Raw genomic sequence first — 14,153 nt, 5'->3', positions numbered from 1 at the left:
TTCATCAGGTCTTCGGTGCTGATGGCCTTGTTGCCTTCGATCTCGATGCTGGAGATCGACGGGCGCTCGACCACGTCCACCACCAGCACGTCGCCGTCGCGGCCGAGGTGGATGTCCTGGAAGAAACCGGTGCGGAACAGCGAGCGCGAGGCCTCCACCAGGGCGTGGTCGTCGGCCTGGTCGCCCACGTTCAGCGGCAGCGCGGCGAACACGCTGCCGGCGGAGACCCGCTGCAGGCCGTTGACGCGGATGTCGGCGATCTTGAAGCCTGCGGCATGGGCCAGGGCGGCGTTGAACAGCAGGATCGGGAACAGCAGGCGGGTAGGGCGCATCGTGACTTCCAGGCAGGCGGTGGCAGGGGGCGCGGACGGCTCGCACGGCGATCGTCCGGGCGCTGCCGCCCGGCCCGGGCTGGCGGCCGATGAGGATAAGAGCGGGCTGTGTTCGGCGCGGTTAACCCAGGGTAAAGATGTGTAAAGTTTGCCCGTGCGGCGGTGACACGGCGGCCTGGCGGAAGGGATCATTGCGGCTTCCAGGCCTTGAACCGCGTGCCCTCCATGATTCCCGTACTGCTGGTCGACGACGACCGCGAACTCACCGAAATGCTCGGCCAGTACCTGGCCCGCGAAGGCTTCCGCGCCACCGCCGTGGGCACCGGCGAGGAGGGCGAGGCCGAGGCCCTCGGCGGCGCCTACGCGCTGGTGGTGCTGGACGTGATGCTGCCGGGCATCTCCGGCATCGAGGTGCTGCGGCGCATCCGCGCGCGCAGCCAGGTGCCGGTGCTGCTGCTCACCGCCCGGGGCGACAACATCGACCGCATCGCCGGCCTGGAGCTGGGTGCCGACGACTACGTGCCCAAGCCCAGCTCGCCCGGCGAGCTGGTCGCCCGGCTGCGCGCCATCCTGCGCCGGGTGCAGCCCCAGGCGCCGGTCGAGAGCGCCCCGGAGGCGGTCGGCAGCGGCGCCCTGCTGCTCTGGCCCGGCAAGCGCCAGGCGCAGTGGCGCGGCCAGCCGCTGGAGCTGACCGGCACCGAGTTCAGCCTGCTGGAGGTGCTGGCCCGCCAGGCCGGGCAGCTGGTCGGCAAGCAGGACCTGTCGCTGAACGCCCTGGGCCGCCCGCTGACCCGCTACGACCGGCGCATCGACGTGCACATCAGCAGTATCCGCCAGAAGCTCGGCCCGCGCGCCGACGGCAGCAGCTGGATCCAGAGCGTGCGCGGCATGGGCTACCTGCTGATCGTCGAATGAAGCGCGGACGCCTGTTCTGGAAGCTGTTCCTGGCCTTCTGGCTGGCCAACGGCCTGACCTTCCTGGTGGGCGCCGGCGCCTTCATGTTCGACGAGCTGCGCGGCGACACCCCGGCGTTGCGCTCGCTGCTGGCCACCGAGGTGCGCCTGCTGCAGCGCTTCGGCGAGGCGGCGGGGCGCCAGTTGCTGGAGGTGTCGCCGCAGCCGCCGGACGTCCAGGTGGGCCTCTACGATGCCCGGGGCGGGCTGCTCGCCGGGCGGGCGGTGGCCCCGGTGCGCTTCGAGCAGGCGGTCACCAGCCAGGACGGCCAGCGCCTGGTGCTGCGCGCCTCGGCCGCCAGCTCCCTGGACGAGGCGCCGCCGCCGCGCTCCCTCGGCCCGCTGCTCACCGGCACCCTGATGAGCGCGCTCTTCGCCCTGCTGCTCAGCCACTACCTGGCCCGGCCGCTGGCCTGGTTGCGCCAGGCCATGGGCGAGGTCGCCCAGGGCCGCTTCGAGGTGCGTGTCAGGCCGCGCCTGGGCCGGCGCCGCGACGAGATCGTCGACCTGGCCGAGGACTGCGACCGCATGGCCGGCCAGCTCAAGGCCCTGGTGGAGGCCCAGCAGCACCTGCTGCACGACATCTCCCACGAACTGCGCTCGCCGTTGACGCGGATGAACGCCGCCATCGGCCTGCTGCGGCAGATGCCCGGGCAGCCCGGCATGCTGGAACGCATCGAGCGCGAGTCGCGGCGCATGGACGAGCTGATCGAGCAACTGCTCACCCTGGCGCGGGCGCAGTCGCGCCAGGACAACGGCGAGTGCCGCCTGCTGGACGTCGTCGAGCTGCTGGCGCAGATCGTCGAGGACGCCCGTTTCGAGGCAGCGGGCAAGGGCTGCCAGGTGCGCCTGGTGGCCGACCAGCCGTTCCTCGGCCGCGCCCACGAGGAGCTGCTCTACCGGGCCTTCGAGAACGTCATCCGCAACGCCGTGCGCTACACCGCGGCGGGCACCGAGGTGCGCGTCGGCGCGAGCCTGGTGGAGGGGGGCGAACGCCTGGTGGTGTGCATCAGCGACCATGGGCCGGGCGTCGACGGGAGCCGCCTGGGGAGCATCTTCGAGCCCTTCGAGCGCGGCCCCGACGCCGGCCCGGACGGCTTCGGCCTGGGCCTGGCCATCGCCAGCCGCGCGGTGCAGCTGCACCGCGGGCGGATCACCGCCGAGCCCGCCGAGGGCGGCGGGCTGCTGGTGCGCATCGAGTTGCCGCGGCTGTTCTGAGGACGCTATTCACGATCTCGCGAGCTGGAGCAGGACAAGGCAGAAACCGGCGAGGAAGCGGAGTCCAGGCCGCTGAATGGGCATTCCTCGCCTGTTTCCAACGCAGTCATGCCGGCGCGCAGCCGATCGTCAGCCCTGCCAGCCGCCGCCCAGCACCTTGTACAGGGTGACGCGGTTGATCTGCTCGGACAGCTCCAGGCTGATCAGCGTCTGCTGCGCCGAGTACAGCGAGCGTTGCGCGTCGAGCACTTCGAGGAAGCTCTGCGAACCCTGCCGGTACAGCGCCAGGGACAGCGCGTAGCTGCGGTCGGTGGCCTGGGTCAGGCTGCGCTGGGCGTCGAGCCGCTCGCTGATGTGGCTGCGCACGGAGAGGGCGTCGGCGACTTCGCTGAAGGCGGTCTGCAGGGTCTTCTCGTAGTTGGCCACGTCGATGTCGCGGGTGATCTTCGCGGCGTTGAGGCTGGCGCGGTTGCTGCCGGCGTCGAAGATCGGCAGGTTGATCGAGGGCGCGAAGCTCCAGGCGCGGCTGCCGGACTTGAACAGCCCGGACAGCTCGCTGCTGGCGCTGCCGCCGCTGGCGGTGAGCGTCACGCTGGGGAAGAAGGCCGCCCGCGCCGCGCCTATGTCGGCGTGGGCCGCCTTGAGCGTGTGCTCGGCGGCGAGTACGTCCGGCCGCCGTTGCAGCAGCGTCGAGGGCAGGCCGGCCGGCACGCCGACCAGCAGGGCGACATCCAGTTTGGCGTCGCCCGGCAGCAGGCTGTCGTCCAGGCGCTCGCCCACCAGCAGTTCCAGGGCGTTGCGGTCCTGTTCCACCTGGCTGGCATAGTTGGCCACGTCGGCGCGGGCCGACTCCACCGTGCTGCGCGCCTGGGCCAGGCTCAGCCCGGACTCGCCGCCCAGGCCGTGGGCCTGTTGCACCAGCGCGTAGGTCTTCTGCTGGCTGGCGTGGGTGTCGCGGGCCAGCTCGAGCAGTTGCTGGTCGGCGGCCAGGGTCATCCAGGCGCTGGCGACTTCCGCCACCAGGCTGATCTGGGTGCTGCGGCGGGTCTGCTCCAGGGACAGGTAGTCCTCCAGGGCGGCGTCCCTGAGGTTGCCCAGGCGGCCGAACAGGTCCAGCTCGTAGCTGCTCACCCCCAGGCCGACGCTGTACTGGCTGCTGACCGTGTTGCCGCTGCCTTCGGCCACGCCGCGCTGGCGGGTGCCGTCGGCGGTGGCGGAAAGCGTCGGGAACAGCTCGGCGCGCTGGATGCGGTACTGCGCCTGCTGGTACTTGACGTTCAACGCGGCGACCCGCAGGTCGCGGTTGTTGGCCAGGGCGCGGGCCACGGTGTCGCGCAGGCGGGTGTCGACGAACAGCTCGCGCCAGGCGATGTCGGCGCTGGCCTGGCCGGCCGCGGTGGCGCCGGGCCACTGGGCGGCCACCGGCGCCTCGGGGCGCTGGTAGTCCGGGGCGAGGTTCACGCAGCCGCCCAGGGCCAGCGCGAGAACCAGGGGTAGAGGCGTAAGGCGCATCAGGCTTCTCCTTGCGCGCTGGCGGCATGGTTGGCGGCGGCCAGGCGCCCGGCCAGGCGTTGCACCAGCACGTAGAACAGGGGGATGAAGAACAGGCCCAGCAGCGTGGCGGCGAGCATGCCGCCGAGCACGCCGGTGCCGATGGCCTGGCGCCCGCCGGCGCCGGCGCCGCTGCTCAGGGCCAGCGGCAGCACGCCGAGGATGAACGCCAGCGAGGTCATCAGCACCGGGCGCAGGCGCACGCGCACGGCTTCGAGGGTCGCTGCGAGCAGGTCCTGGCCGCGTTCGAGGTTCTCCTTGGCGAACTCGACGATGAGGATGGCGTTCTTCGCCGCCAGGCCCACGGTGGTCAGCAGGCCGACCTGGAAGTAGACGTCGTTGGACAGCCCGCGCACGCCGGTCAGCAGCAGCGCGCCGAGGATGCCCAGTGGCACCACCAGCATCACCGCGAAGGGCACCGACCAGCTTTCGTACAGCGCCGCCAGGCACAGGAACACGAACAGGATGGAGATGGCATAGAGCAGCGGCGCCTGGTTGCCGGCCAGGCGTTCCTGGTAGGACTGCCCGGTCCAGGCGTAGCCGATGCCTTCCGGCAGCTGCGCCATGATCTCTTCCACCGCGGCCATGGCCACGCCGGAGCTGACCCCGGCCGCCGGCTCGCCCACCAGCTCGTAGGCGCCGAAGCCGTTGTAGCGCTCCAGCAGCGGCGAGGCGGTGCTCCAGCGGGTGCTGATGAACGACGACATCGGCACCATGGCGTCGTCGCTGTTGCGCACGTACCAGTCACCGATGTCCTCGGCCTGCATGCGCTTGTCGACGTTGCCCTGCAGGTAGACCTTCTTCACCCGGCCGGCGTCGAGGAAGTCGTTCACGTAGTTGCCGCCCAGGGCCGCGCTGAGGGTGTCGTTGATGTCGCTGGAGGACACGCCCATGGCGCCGGCCTTGCGGTCGTCGATGGCGATGTCGAGTTGCGGGGTGTCCTCCAGGCCCTGGGCGCGCACGTTGGCCAGGCGCGGGTCCTTGCCCGCCAGTTCGAGGAACCTGTCGCGGGCCTTGAGCAGCTCGGCGTGGCCGAGGCCGCCCAGGTCCTGCAGCTGCACGTCGAAGCCGGAGCTTTCGCCCAGGCCCATGATGGCCGGCGGGGACATGACGAAGACGTTGGCGTCGAGGATCTTCATCAGCGCCAGGTTGGCCCGGCGCGCCACCGCCGCGGCGCCGTGCTCCTCGCCGCGGCGCTCGGACCAGTCCTTGAGCTTGACGAAGGCGCGCCCGGAGTTCTGCGCGTTGCCGCCGTTGCCCAGGCCGCGCACGGTGAGGATCGAGGCGACCTCCGGCTGCGCGAGCATGTATTCCCGCACCTGCCGGGTCACCGACTGCAGGCGTTCGTCGGTGCCGCCCACCGGCAGGGTCATCTGCATCATCAGCATGCCCTGGTCCTCGTCGGGAAGGAACGCGGTGGGCAGCTTGTGGAACAGCAGCGCCACGCCGCCCAGCACCAGCGCATACACCAGCAGGGCGCGCAGCGGGCGCGCCAGCACCGCCCTGACGCCGCGCCGGTAGCTCTGCGAGCCGCGCTCGAAGGTGCGGTTGAACCCGCCGAAGAAGCCACGGCGTTCCCCGCCATGCGTCTTGCCCGGCTTGAGCACGGTGGCGCACAGCGCCGGGGTGAGTGTCATGGCCACCAGCACCGAGAGCGCCATGGCGGCGACCATGGTCACCGAGAACTGCCGGTAGATGACGCCGGTGGAGCCGCCGAAGAAGGCCATGGGCACGAACACCGCCGAGAGCACCACGGCGATGCCGATCAGCGCGCCGCTGATCTCGCCCATGGATTCGCGCGTGGCCTCGCGGGGCGACAGGCCTTTCTCGGCGATGATCCGCTCGACGTTCTCCACCACCACGATGGCGTCGTCCACCAGCAGGCCGATGGCCAGGACCATGCCGAACATCGTCAGGGTATTGATCGAGTAGCCCATCAGCGAGAGCACGCCGAAGGTGCCCAGCAGCACCACCGGCACGGCGACGGCCGGGATCAGGGTGGCGCGCCAGTTCTGCAGGAACAGGTACATGATCAGCACGACGAGGGCGATGGCCTCGAATAGCGTCATGACCACTTCCTCGATCGATATCTTCACGAAGGGCGCGGTGTTGTACGCCACCTCGGAGTGCAGCTGCAGCCTGCTGGGGAAGAACTTTTCCAGCTCGGCCATCTTCGCCTGCACCGCTTCGGAGACATCCAGCGCATTGGCGCCGCTGGCCAGGCTCACCGCCATGCCGCCGGACTGCCGGCCGTTGTGCTCGGCCACCACGTCATAGCTTTCGCTGCCCAGCTCCACCCGGGCCACGTCGGCCAGGGTCACCACGGCGCCGTTGCTGGCGTGCTTGAGCACCAGGTCGCGGAACTGCGCGGCGGTCTGCAGCTTGCTGCGCGCGCTGATGGTGGCGTTGAGCTGCTGGCCGGGCCGCGCGGGGAGGGCGCCGAGCTGGCCCGCGGAGGTATCGACGTTCTGCGCCTGCAGGGCGCTGCTGATGTCCGAGGGCATCAGCGCGTACTGCTTGAGCCTGTCCGGGTCGAGCCAGATGCGCATGGCGTAGCTGGAGCCCAGGGTGGTCACCTGGCCGACGCCGTCGACCCGGCTGATCTGGTCGTACAGCGTGCTGGAAATGAAGTCGCTGATGTCGGTGGCGCTGACCTCGGGGTTGTCGGAGACCAGCGAGAGGATGATCAGGAAGTCGCTGGAGGAGTTGCGGATCTCGATGCCCTGCTGCTGCACCGCGTCGGGCAGCCGCGCCTTGGCCTGCTCCAGCTTGGTCTGCACCAGCATCTGCGCGGTGTTGACGTCGGTGCCGGCCTCGAAGGTCAGGGTGATGCTGGCGCTGCCCGCCGAGCTGCTGCTGGAGGACATGTAGGTGAGGCCGTCCAGGCCGGTCATCTGCTGCTCGATGACCTGGGTCACCGAGTCCTCCATGGTCTTGGCCGAGGCGCCGGTGTAGGTGGCGTTGAGGGTGATCTGCGGCGGCGCGATGTCGGGGTACTGCGCCAGCGGCAGCTGGACGATGGCCATGGCGCCACCGAGCATCACCAGGATGGCGATGACCCAGGCGAAGATGGGGCGGTCGATGAAGAAACGTGCCATGGCGTGCCCTCAGTCGCGTGCGTCGTTCTGCGCGGTGAGCTGCGCGTCCAGCACCTTCACCTGCTGGCCGACGCGGACCTTCTGCGTGCCCTGGACGATGAGCTGGTCGCCGTCCTCCAGGCCCTGGCCGACCCACCAGCGGTTGCCCACCGCGCGGGCCAGGCTCAGCTGGCGCTGCTCCACCTTGCCGTCGACCACCACCAGGGCGGTGGCTTCGCCGCGCTCGTCGCGGGCCACGCCCTGCTGCGGCACCAGGATGGCGTCCTGCTGCACGCCTTCCTGCAGCGTCGCCTTCAGGTACATGCCCGGCAGCAGCAGGCCCTCGGGGTTGGGCACCAGGGCACGCAGGGTCACGCTGCCGGTGCCCTCGTCGACGCTCACGCCATTGAAGGTCAGGGTGCCTTCGTGGGCGTAGTGGCTGCCGTCCTCCAGCTCCAGGCTGATGCGTGTGGCATCCTTTTCGTCGGCGGGGGCGAGCTTGCCCTCGGCCAGCTCGCGCTTGAGGCGCAGCAGGGTGGCGCTGGGCTGGGTGAAGTCGACGTAGATCGGGTCCAGCTGCTGCACGGTGGTCAGGGCGCTGGTCTGCTCGGCGGTGACCAGCGCGCCGGGGGTGACCGAGGAGGTGGCGGTGCGCCCGGAGATGGGCGCGTCTATCCGCGTGTAGCCCAGGTTGATGCGCGCCGTCTTCAGCGACGCCTGGGCCGACTGCAGGCTGGCGCGGGCCTCCAGCAGGGCGGCCTGGGCGCTCTCGTTGTCTTCCGCGCTGATGGCGTCGATCTTCACCAGCTGGGCGTCGCGCCGGGCCTTGAGCTCGGCCGCCTTCAGCGTGGCGCGGGCCGAGGTGACGCTGGCCTCGGCCTGGGCCAGGGCGGCCTCGTAGGGCTGCGGGTCGATCTGGTACAGCGCCTGGCCGGCCTTCACCGTCTGGCCTTCCTCGAACAGCCGTTTCTGGATGATGCCGCCGACCTGCGGGCGGATCTCCGCCACCAGGTGCGCGCTGGCGCGGCCGGGCAGGGTGAGGCTGAGCGCCTGGGGCGCGCTGCGCACCCGGTAGACGCCGACCTCCTGCAGGTCGGGCTGCGGCGGGGCCGCCCGGTCGTCGAGGCAGCCGCCCAGGGCGAACAGGCCGGCGCCCAGCAGCAGGGCGCGGGCCAGAGTGGAAAGCGGGGGTACGAGCGAGGGCATCCGGGACTCCGATCCTGGGTTGGATTCAGTGTCCAGGGTGCTCGGCGAATGTGCAGGCAATGTGCAGAAATCTGGGAGATTGCCCGCCGCGCCTTGAACGACCGCGGGGGCCGCGCTTCAATGGCGGCATCCCGACAGCGGCGCGGCGGTGCCATGAAAATCAGCCTTTCCAGCAAGTTCTTCCTGGCCATGCTGGCGGTCTGCGCCTTCGCCGTGCTGGGCATGGTCTTCGCCGCCTACCTGAGCCTGAGGTACGGCTTCCTCGGCTACCTCAACCAGCAGGCCGAGGAGCGCATGGAGCTCATCGTCCCGCGCGCCGAGCGGGCCTTCGCCACCCACGGCAGCTGGGACTTCATCCGCAGCGACCGCGACCAGTGGTTCGACATGCTGCGCCCCGAGAAGGTGGAGCAGGACCGCGACTTCGACCCCAGCCACCTGACCGTCTCCGACCTCACCGGCGCCTTCGTCCGCTTCGCCCTGCTGGACGAGGCGCAGCGCCTGATCATCGGCTACAACGCGCCGCCGGCGGAGATGGTCCTGCGGCCGATCCGCCACCAGGGCCGGGTGGTCGGCTGGATGGCCCTGGCGCCGCTGCAGTCGGTGACCAGCGTCGGCGACCGGCGCTTCCAGCTCAACCAGCTGCGCTCCAGCCTGCTCATCGGCCTGGCCTGCCTGCTGGCCACCGCGGTGATCGCCTGGTGGCTGACCCGCAGCCTGCTGCGGCCCATTCGCCAGGTGGCCGGCGCCACCCACCGCCTGGCCGCCGGCGACTACGCCATCCAGCTGCCGGTGCGCTCGGCCGACGAGGCCGGCCAGCTGGCCGCCGACTTCAACCGCATGGCCGCCACCCTGGCCAGCAACGAACGCCTGCGCCGCGACTTCATGGCCGACATCTCCCACGAGCTGCGCACCCCGCTGGCGGTGATGCGCGCCGAGCTGGAAGCCATGGAGGACGGCATCCGCCCCCTGGACGGCACCGCCGTGCGCTCGCTGCAGGCCGAGGTGGGGGCGCTGACCAAGCTGGTGGAGGACCTCTTCGACCTGTCCCTGGCCGAGGTCGGCGGGCCCACCTACCGCCGCGAGCGCATCGACCTGCGGGTGCTGCTGCCGGTGGTGGCCGACGCCTTCCGCGCCAGCTTCGCCGAGCGCGGCCTGGGCCTGGACCTGGAGCTGCCGGACGAACCGCTGTGGGTGCTGGGCGACGAGTCGCGCCTGGGCCAGCTGCTGCACAACCTGCTGGAGAACAGCCGGCGCTATACCGACCCCGGCGGCCGCACGGTGCTGCGCGCGCTGCGCGACGGCGAGCGCGTGCTGGTGCAGTGCGAGGACTCCGCGCCGGGCGTCGACGCGGCCTCGCTGGAGCGCCTGTTCGAGCGCTTCTACCGCGCCGAGCGCTCGCGCAACCGCGCCAGCGGCGGCACCGGCCTGGGCCTGGCGATCTGCCGCGGCATCGCCGAGGTGCACGGCGGGCGCCTGAGCGCCCGGGCTTCCAGCCTGGGAGGGCTGCTGATGACACTGGAACTGCCGCTGGCGGGAGACGCGCAATGAGCCAGGGCGAGATCCTGCTGGTGGAAGACGAACCCAAGCTGGCCGCGCTGGTGGGCGACTACCTGCGCGCCGCCGGCTACGACGTGGCGCACCTGGCCGACGGCAACGCGGTGATCCCGGCGCTGCGCGGCAAGGCCTACGACCTGCTGCTGCTCGACCTGATGCTGCCCGGCCGCGACGGCCTGGACATCTGCCGCGAACTGCGCGGCTTCAGCCGCATGCCGCTGATCATGATGACCGCGCGGGTCGAGGAGATCGACCGCCTGCTGGGCCTGGAACTGGGCGCCGACGACTACATCTGCAAACCCTTCTCCCCCCGCGAGCTGGTGGCGCGGGTCAAGGCCGTGCTGCGGCGCAGCGGCGCCCAGGCGCCGAACCCGGGCCTGGAACTGGACCCGCGGGCCTTCCAGGCGCGCTACCTGGGCGTGGCGCTGGACCTCACCCCGGTGGAGTTCCGCATGCTCGCCGCCCTGGCCGCACGCCCCGGCCAGGTGCTGTCCCGCGACCAGCTGATGAACCACATCTACCAGGACCACCGCGTGGTCGCCGACCGCACCGTCGACAGCCACGTGAAAAACCTGCGGCGCAAGCTGGCGGCGGTGGCGCCGGGGCACGACCCGATCCGCTCGGTCTACGGGGTGGGTTATAGCCTGGAGGTGGGGTAGGGCGGCGTACGCAACCATCCCCCCTGTAGGAGCGCGCCCTGCGCGCGAATCGCGGGCAGGGCCCGCTCCTACGGTCGAACTCAACCGTAGGGCGAATAACCGTTCGCGGTTATCCGCCGTTTGACCTTGATCCCCGGCGCGCCGCAGATTCGGCCACGAAGCGCCTGTTCGAGGCCCCGATCACGCAAGATGCCGGGACGCCCCCGTAGGAGCGGATTCTATCCGCGATCGCGGACAAGGTCCGCTCCTACAGGTGGGCTCGGAGGTGGGTGAATTGTAGGAGCGAGCTTGCTCGCGAACAGACTCCGCTGCGGGGTTCATTCGCGAGCAAGCTCGCTCCTACGAAAAGCCGTGCTCGCCTGAAACGTCGCGATCCGGCCGCCAGGCCGGTGCCAGGCCTTATCGCGGATGAGGCGGATTGCTCCCATTCCCGGAACCTCGGCTAACTTCCCGATACACCTTCCTCCTCAAGGCCCAGGGCGGGAGGCCTATGCTCGACAACCCATGCAAAGGCCGGAGCCTCGAAGATGATCCATATTCGCCCCGCCACCGAGGCGGACGTGGCGACCCTGTTCGCCATCCGCACCAGCGTGCGCCAGAACCACCTGTCCCACGGGCAGTTGGCCGAACTGGGCATCACCCCGGCCAGCGTGGCCGAGGCCATCCGCCTCGGCCCATGCTGCTGGCTGGCCGAGGCGGATGGGGTGGCCGCGGGCTTCGCCATGGTGGATGGGACGGCAGGGGAAGTCTTCGCCCTGTTCGTTCGCCCGGAATACGAAGGCCGCGGGGTAGGGCGCCTGCTGCTGGCGACGGCCGAGACGAGCCTGTTCCGCGAGCATGCGCGCATCTGGCTGGTCACCGACGGCTCGGACGGCATCCGCGCCAACGCCTTCTACCAGCGCCAGGGCTGGCGAAAGGTGGCCAGCCTCGATGCCCGTGACGTGCGCTACGAGAAGCAGGCCGGCGCCGTCGACCGGCTGCTGCAGGACGTGCGTCTGGTCAGCGAGACGAACTTCCGGCTGCTCTGCCGGGTACGCGAACTGGCGCTGGCGGCGGCCCCCGATGTCCATGACGAAGTGAAGTACGGTGGCGTACTGTTTTCCCGGGCGCGACCCTTCGGCGGCGTTTTCGCCTATGCGGGTCACGTCACGCTGGAGCTCAGCCAGGGTGCCAGCCTGGACGACCCCCACGGGGTGCTGGAGGGGAGCGGCAAGCAGCGGCGGCACATCAAGCTGCGCACGCCCGACGACGTCGAAGCTCGCCAGGTGGCCCACTACCTGCGCAGCGCCGCAGCACTGGCCGGGTAACCCGCCGGCCGTCTTCCGGCAACACGGCCCTGTTTGCAGATGGCCAGAATGCCCGGTTACGCAAGAGAACGTCCCAGCCTGGATTTGACGGAGTCGAAAGCACGATAGGGCGGCTCTGAAGTGCCTGTAGGAGAGTGACTACAGTCACGTGCCTACATACCCGTGAAAGCGAGTGGCGACAGATACCTTCGTATATACCCCCGCCCCTGACGTATAGCGCTGCCGTCCCGATGTAGAAGTGCGCCAGGAAGTACCCGCCAATAGCATGGATTCACAGCGACGATTCGCTGCAAGGGTCCTGCGGTTCGGCGCTCGCCTATTGCCCCGCCGGGCGCGAAGGAACGACTTCCAGGTCATTGGCCACTTCTTCCGAGGAACAGTCATGAACATGCATCCGAGCTATCCCGAGCAACAGGATGGAGCCCACCCGCAAAGGGAGGAACTGGTGCCTTCGCGCTATGCGTTGCGCGTCGGCGAGATCGATGTGCTGGTGGTCAGCGACGGGGTGTTGCCGCTGCCGACCGCGACCATGTCCACCAATGCCGACCCGGCCGCCCGCGCGGCCTGGTTCAAGGACATGTTCCTGGGGCCGGAGGCCTTCGACTGGGCGCTGAACGTGCTGGTGGTGCGCAGCGGCGAGCAGACCATACTCGTCGACGCCGGCCTGGGCGGGCAGTTCCCCGGCTTTCCGCGGGCCGGGCAGTTCCCCGGGCGGCTGGCCGCCGCGGGTATCGACCTGGGGTCGGTGACCGACGTGGTGATCACCCACATGCACATGGACCATATCGGCGGGCTGCTCGTCGACGCGGTGAAGAACCGGTTGCGCCCGGATGTGCGGATCCACGTCGCGGCCGCCGAGGTCGAGTTCTGGGCGGCGCCGGATTTCTCCCTTACCGCCATGCCGTCGCCGGTGCCGGACGTCCTGCGCTCGACCGCCGGGCAGTTCATGGAGGCATACCGCGACAAGCTGCACACCTTCGAGAATGAACACGAGGTGGCGCCGGGCGTGGTCGCCAGGCTCACCGGCGGCCACACGCCGGGGCACAGCGTGGTGCAGGTGACGTCCGCCGGCGAACGGCTGACCTTCGCCGGCGACGCGCTGTTCCCGGTCGCCTTCGACCACCCCGACTGGCACAACGGCTTCGAGCATGACCCCGAGGAGTCGGTGCGGGTGCGAGTGCGCCTGTTGCGCGAGGCGGCGGCGAGCGGGGAATTGCTGGTGGCTACCCACCTGCCGTTTCCCTCCGTTGGGCGGGTGGCGGTGGATGGGGAGGCTTTCCGCTGGGTGGCGGCCTTCTGGGATTATTGAGGGGCCTCAATGCTGCCGGTGAGTCCAATCGCGGACGGAGTCCGCTCCTACAGGTCGCCGTGAGGCATGGCATTCCCCCGTAGGAGCGGACCTTGTCCGCGATAGCCGGAGGTATCGTGAGATCCGCTCGGGCCGGTTCAACCATCCGTGGAACGGGTGGTGGCTTCCCAGGCCGCTATTTCCTCTTCCAGCGCCCCCAGTTTCTGGCGCACCAGGCCGAGGGCGTCGCTGCCCAGCAGCAGGTGGGCCGGGGGATTCGCCGAGCCGATCGCTTCCAGCATGGCGCGTGCCGCCTTTTTCGGGTCGCCGAGCTGCTTGCCACTTTTTTCCTGTCGCGCCTGGCGGACGGGGTCGAAGAGGGCGTCGTAGTCGGCGATGCTGCGGGGGCTTCGCACCATGGAGCGGCCGGCCCAGTCGGTGCGGAAGGAGCCGGGCGCGACGGAGGTCACGGCGATGCCGAAGCCTTCGACTTCCTTGCCCACCACTTCTGATATGCCCTCCAGCGCGAACTTGCTGCCGCAGTAGTAGGCGATGCCGGGCATGGTGATGAAGCCGCCCATGGAGGTGATGTTCAGGATGTGGCCGCGGCGGCGCTGGCGCATGTAGGGCAGCACGGCCTTCATCATCGCCACTGCGCCGAACACGTTCACCTCGAACTGCCGGCGCATCTCCGACAGCGGGGACTCTTCGAGGATGCCTTCGTGGCCGTAGCCGGCGCTGTTCACCAGGACGTCCAGCGGGCCGACGGTGTTTTCGACCTCGGCGACCATCGGCTCGATGGCCGCGAAGTCGGTCACGTCCAGCAGGCGGCCCGTTGCCCGGCCGGGGGCCAGCGCTTCGAGCGCGGCCTTTGCCTGCGCGCTGCGCACCGTGCCCACCACGCGGTGCCCGTCGGCCAGTGCCTCCTGGGCGAGGGCGAGCCCGAAGCCGCTGCTGGCGCCGGTGATCAGCAAGGTTTTGGAAGATGACATGGCGATGGCTCCATTG

10 protein-coding genes and 2 pseudogenes are annotated in these 14,153 nt (G+C 70.1%); 7 read left to right on the top strand and 5 right to left on the bottom strand.

Translation table 11 applies throughout. From position 1 onward, the window contains the following. A pseudogene (locus tag VV867_RS18480) lies at window positions 1–332 on the bottom strand (outer membrane protein assembly factor BamA); the annotation flags it as partial. 225 nt (window positions 333–557) lie between these two features. On the opposite strand from VV867_RS18480, the gene VV867_RS18475 reads away from it, so the two are divergent. Both VV867_RS18475 and VV867_RS18470 read left to right on the top strand, forming a co-directional pair. After that, window positions 558–1,247, top strand: coding sequence for a response regulator transcription factor (locus VV867_RS18475; RefSeq protein WP_328567221.1), 690 nt, complete (start codon window positions 558–560; stop codon window positions 1,245–1,247). After that, complete coding sequence (locus tag VV867_RS18470) at window positions 1,244–2,503, top strand: HAMP domain-containing sensor histidine kinase (protein ID WP_328567220.1); 1,260 nt, start codon at window positions 1,244–1,246, stop codon at window positions 2,501–2,503. Before VV867_RS18475 ends, VV867_RS18470 begins: the two co-directional genes overlap by 4 nt. A 129-nt stretch (window positions 2,504–2,632) precedes the next feature. Here VV867_RS18470 and VV867_RS18465 read toward each other — a convergent pair whose 3' ends face one another. The 3 genes from VV867_RS18465 to VV867_RS18455 are packed head-to-tail and all read right to left on the bottom strand — an operon-like array spanning window position 2,633 to window position 8,337. Continuing rightward, complete coding sequence (locus VV867_RS18465; RefSeq protein ID WP_328567219.1) at window positions 2,633–4,015, bottom strand: efflux transporter outer membrane subunit; 1,383 nt, start codon at window positions 4,013–4,015, stop codon at window positions 2,633–2,635. Further along, complete coding sequence (locus tag VV867_RS18460; RefSeq protein WP_328567218.1) at window positions 4,015–7,152, bottom strand: efflux RND transporter permease subunit; 3,138 nt, start codon at window positions 7,150–7,152, stop codon at window positions 4,015–4,017. The genes VV867_RS18465 and VV867_RS18460 overlap by 1 nt, the downstream gene beginning before the upstream one ends. Before the next feature lie 9 nt (window positions 7,153–7,161). Next, the gene (locus VV867_RS18455; protein ID WP_328567217.1) at window positions 7,162–8,337 is read right to left on the bottom strand and encodes an efflux RND transporter periplasmic adaptor subunit; all 1,176 of its coding nucleotides are present in this window, start codon (window positions 8,335–8,337) and stop codon (window positions 7,162–7,164) included. A gap of 153 nt (window positions 8,338–8,490) precedes the next feature. On the opposite strand from VV867_RS18455, the gene VV867_RS18450 reads away from it, so the two are divergent. From VV867_RS18450 to VV867_RS18430, 5 genes and pseudogenes are all read left to right on the top strand, one after another. Beyond that, window positions 8,491–9,885 (top strand): ATP-binding protein, encoded by a 1,395-nt coding sequence (locus VV867_RS18450; RefSeq protein WP_109936730.1) that lies wholly within the window; start codon window positions 8,491–8,493, stop codon window positions 9,883–9,885. Further along, a complete protein-coding gene (locus VV867_RS18445) occupies window positions 9,882–10,550 on the top strand; it encodes a response regulator (protein ID WP_328567216.1) in 669 nt (222 codons plus the stop codon). Before VV867_RS18450 ends, VV867_RS18445 begins: the two co-directional genes overlap by 4 nt. Before the next feature lie 527 nt (window positions 10,551–11,077). Further along, a pseudogene (locus VV867_RS18440) lies at window positions 11,078–11,506 on the top strand (GNAT family N-acetyltransferase); the annotation flags it as partial. Then, window positions 11,492–11,857 carry a DUF1801 domain-containing protein gene (locus VV867_RS18435; protein ID WP_328567224.1) on the top strand — a complete coding sequence of 122 codons (366 nt, stop codon included), beginning with the start codon at window positions 11,492–11,494 and terminating at the stop codon, window positions 11,855–11,857. The pseudogene VV867_RS18440 and the gene VV867_RS18435, both read left to right, overlap by 15 nt. 382 nt (window positions 11,858–12,239) lie before the next feature. Further along, entirely contained in the window at window positions 12,240–13,166 is a 927-nt protein-coding gene (locus VV867_RS18430; RefSeq protein ID WP_328567215.1) for an MBL fold metallo-hydrolase, read from the top strand. Between the two features lie 137 nt (window positions 13,167–13,303). On the opposite strand, the gene VV867_RS18425 is transcribed toward VV867_RS18430, so the two are convergent. Then, window positions 13,304–14,137 (bottom strand): oxidoreductase, encoded by an 834-nt coding sequence (locus tag VV867_RS18425; protein WP_328567214.1) that lies wholly within the window; start codon window positions 14,135–14,137, stop codon window positions 13,304–13,306. Between the last annotated feature and the right edge of the window lie 16 nt (window positions 14,138–14,153).

The sequence above is a fragment of the Pseudomonas sp. JH-2 genome (assembly GCF_036231725.1).
Taxonomy (GTDB): domain Bacteria; phylum Pseudomonadota; class Gammaproteobacteria; order Pseudomonadales; family Pseudomonadaceae; genus Pseudomonas; species Pseudomonas delhiensis.
Note: the sequence above shows the minus strand (reverse complement) of the source record. Positions and strands in the feature narration are given on the sequence as shown.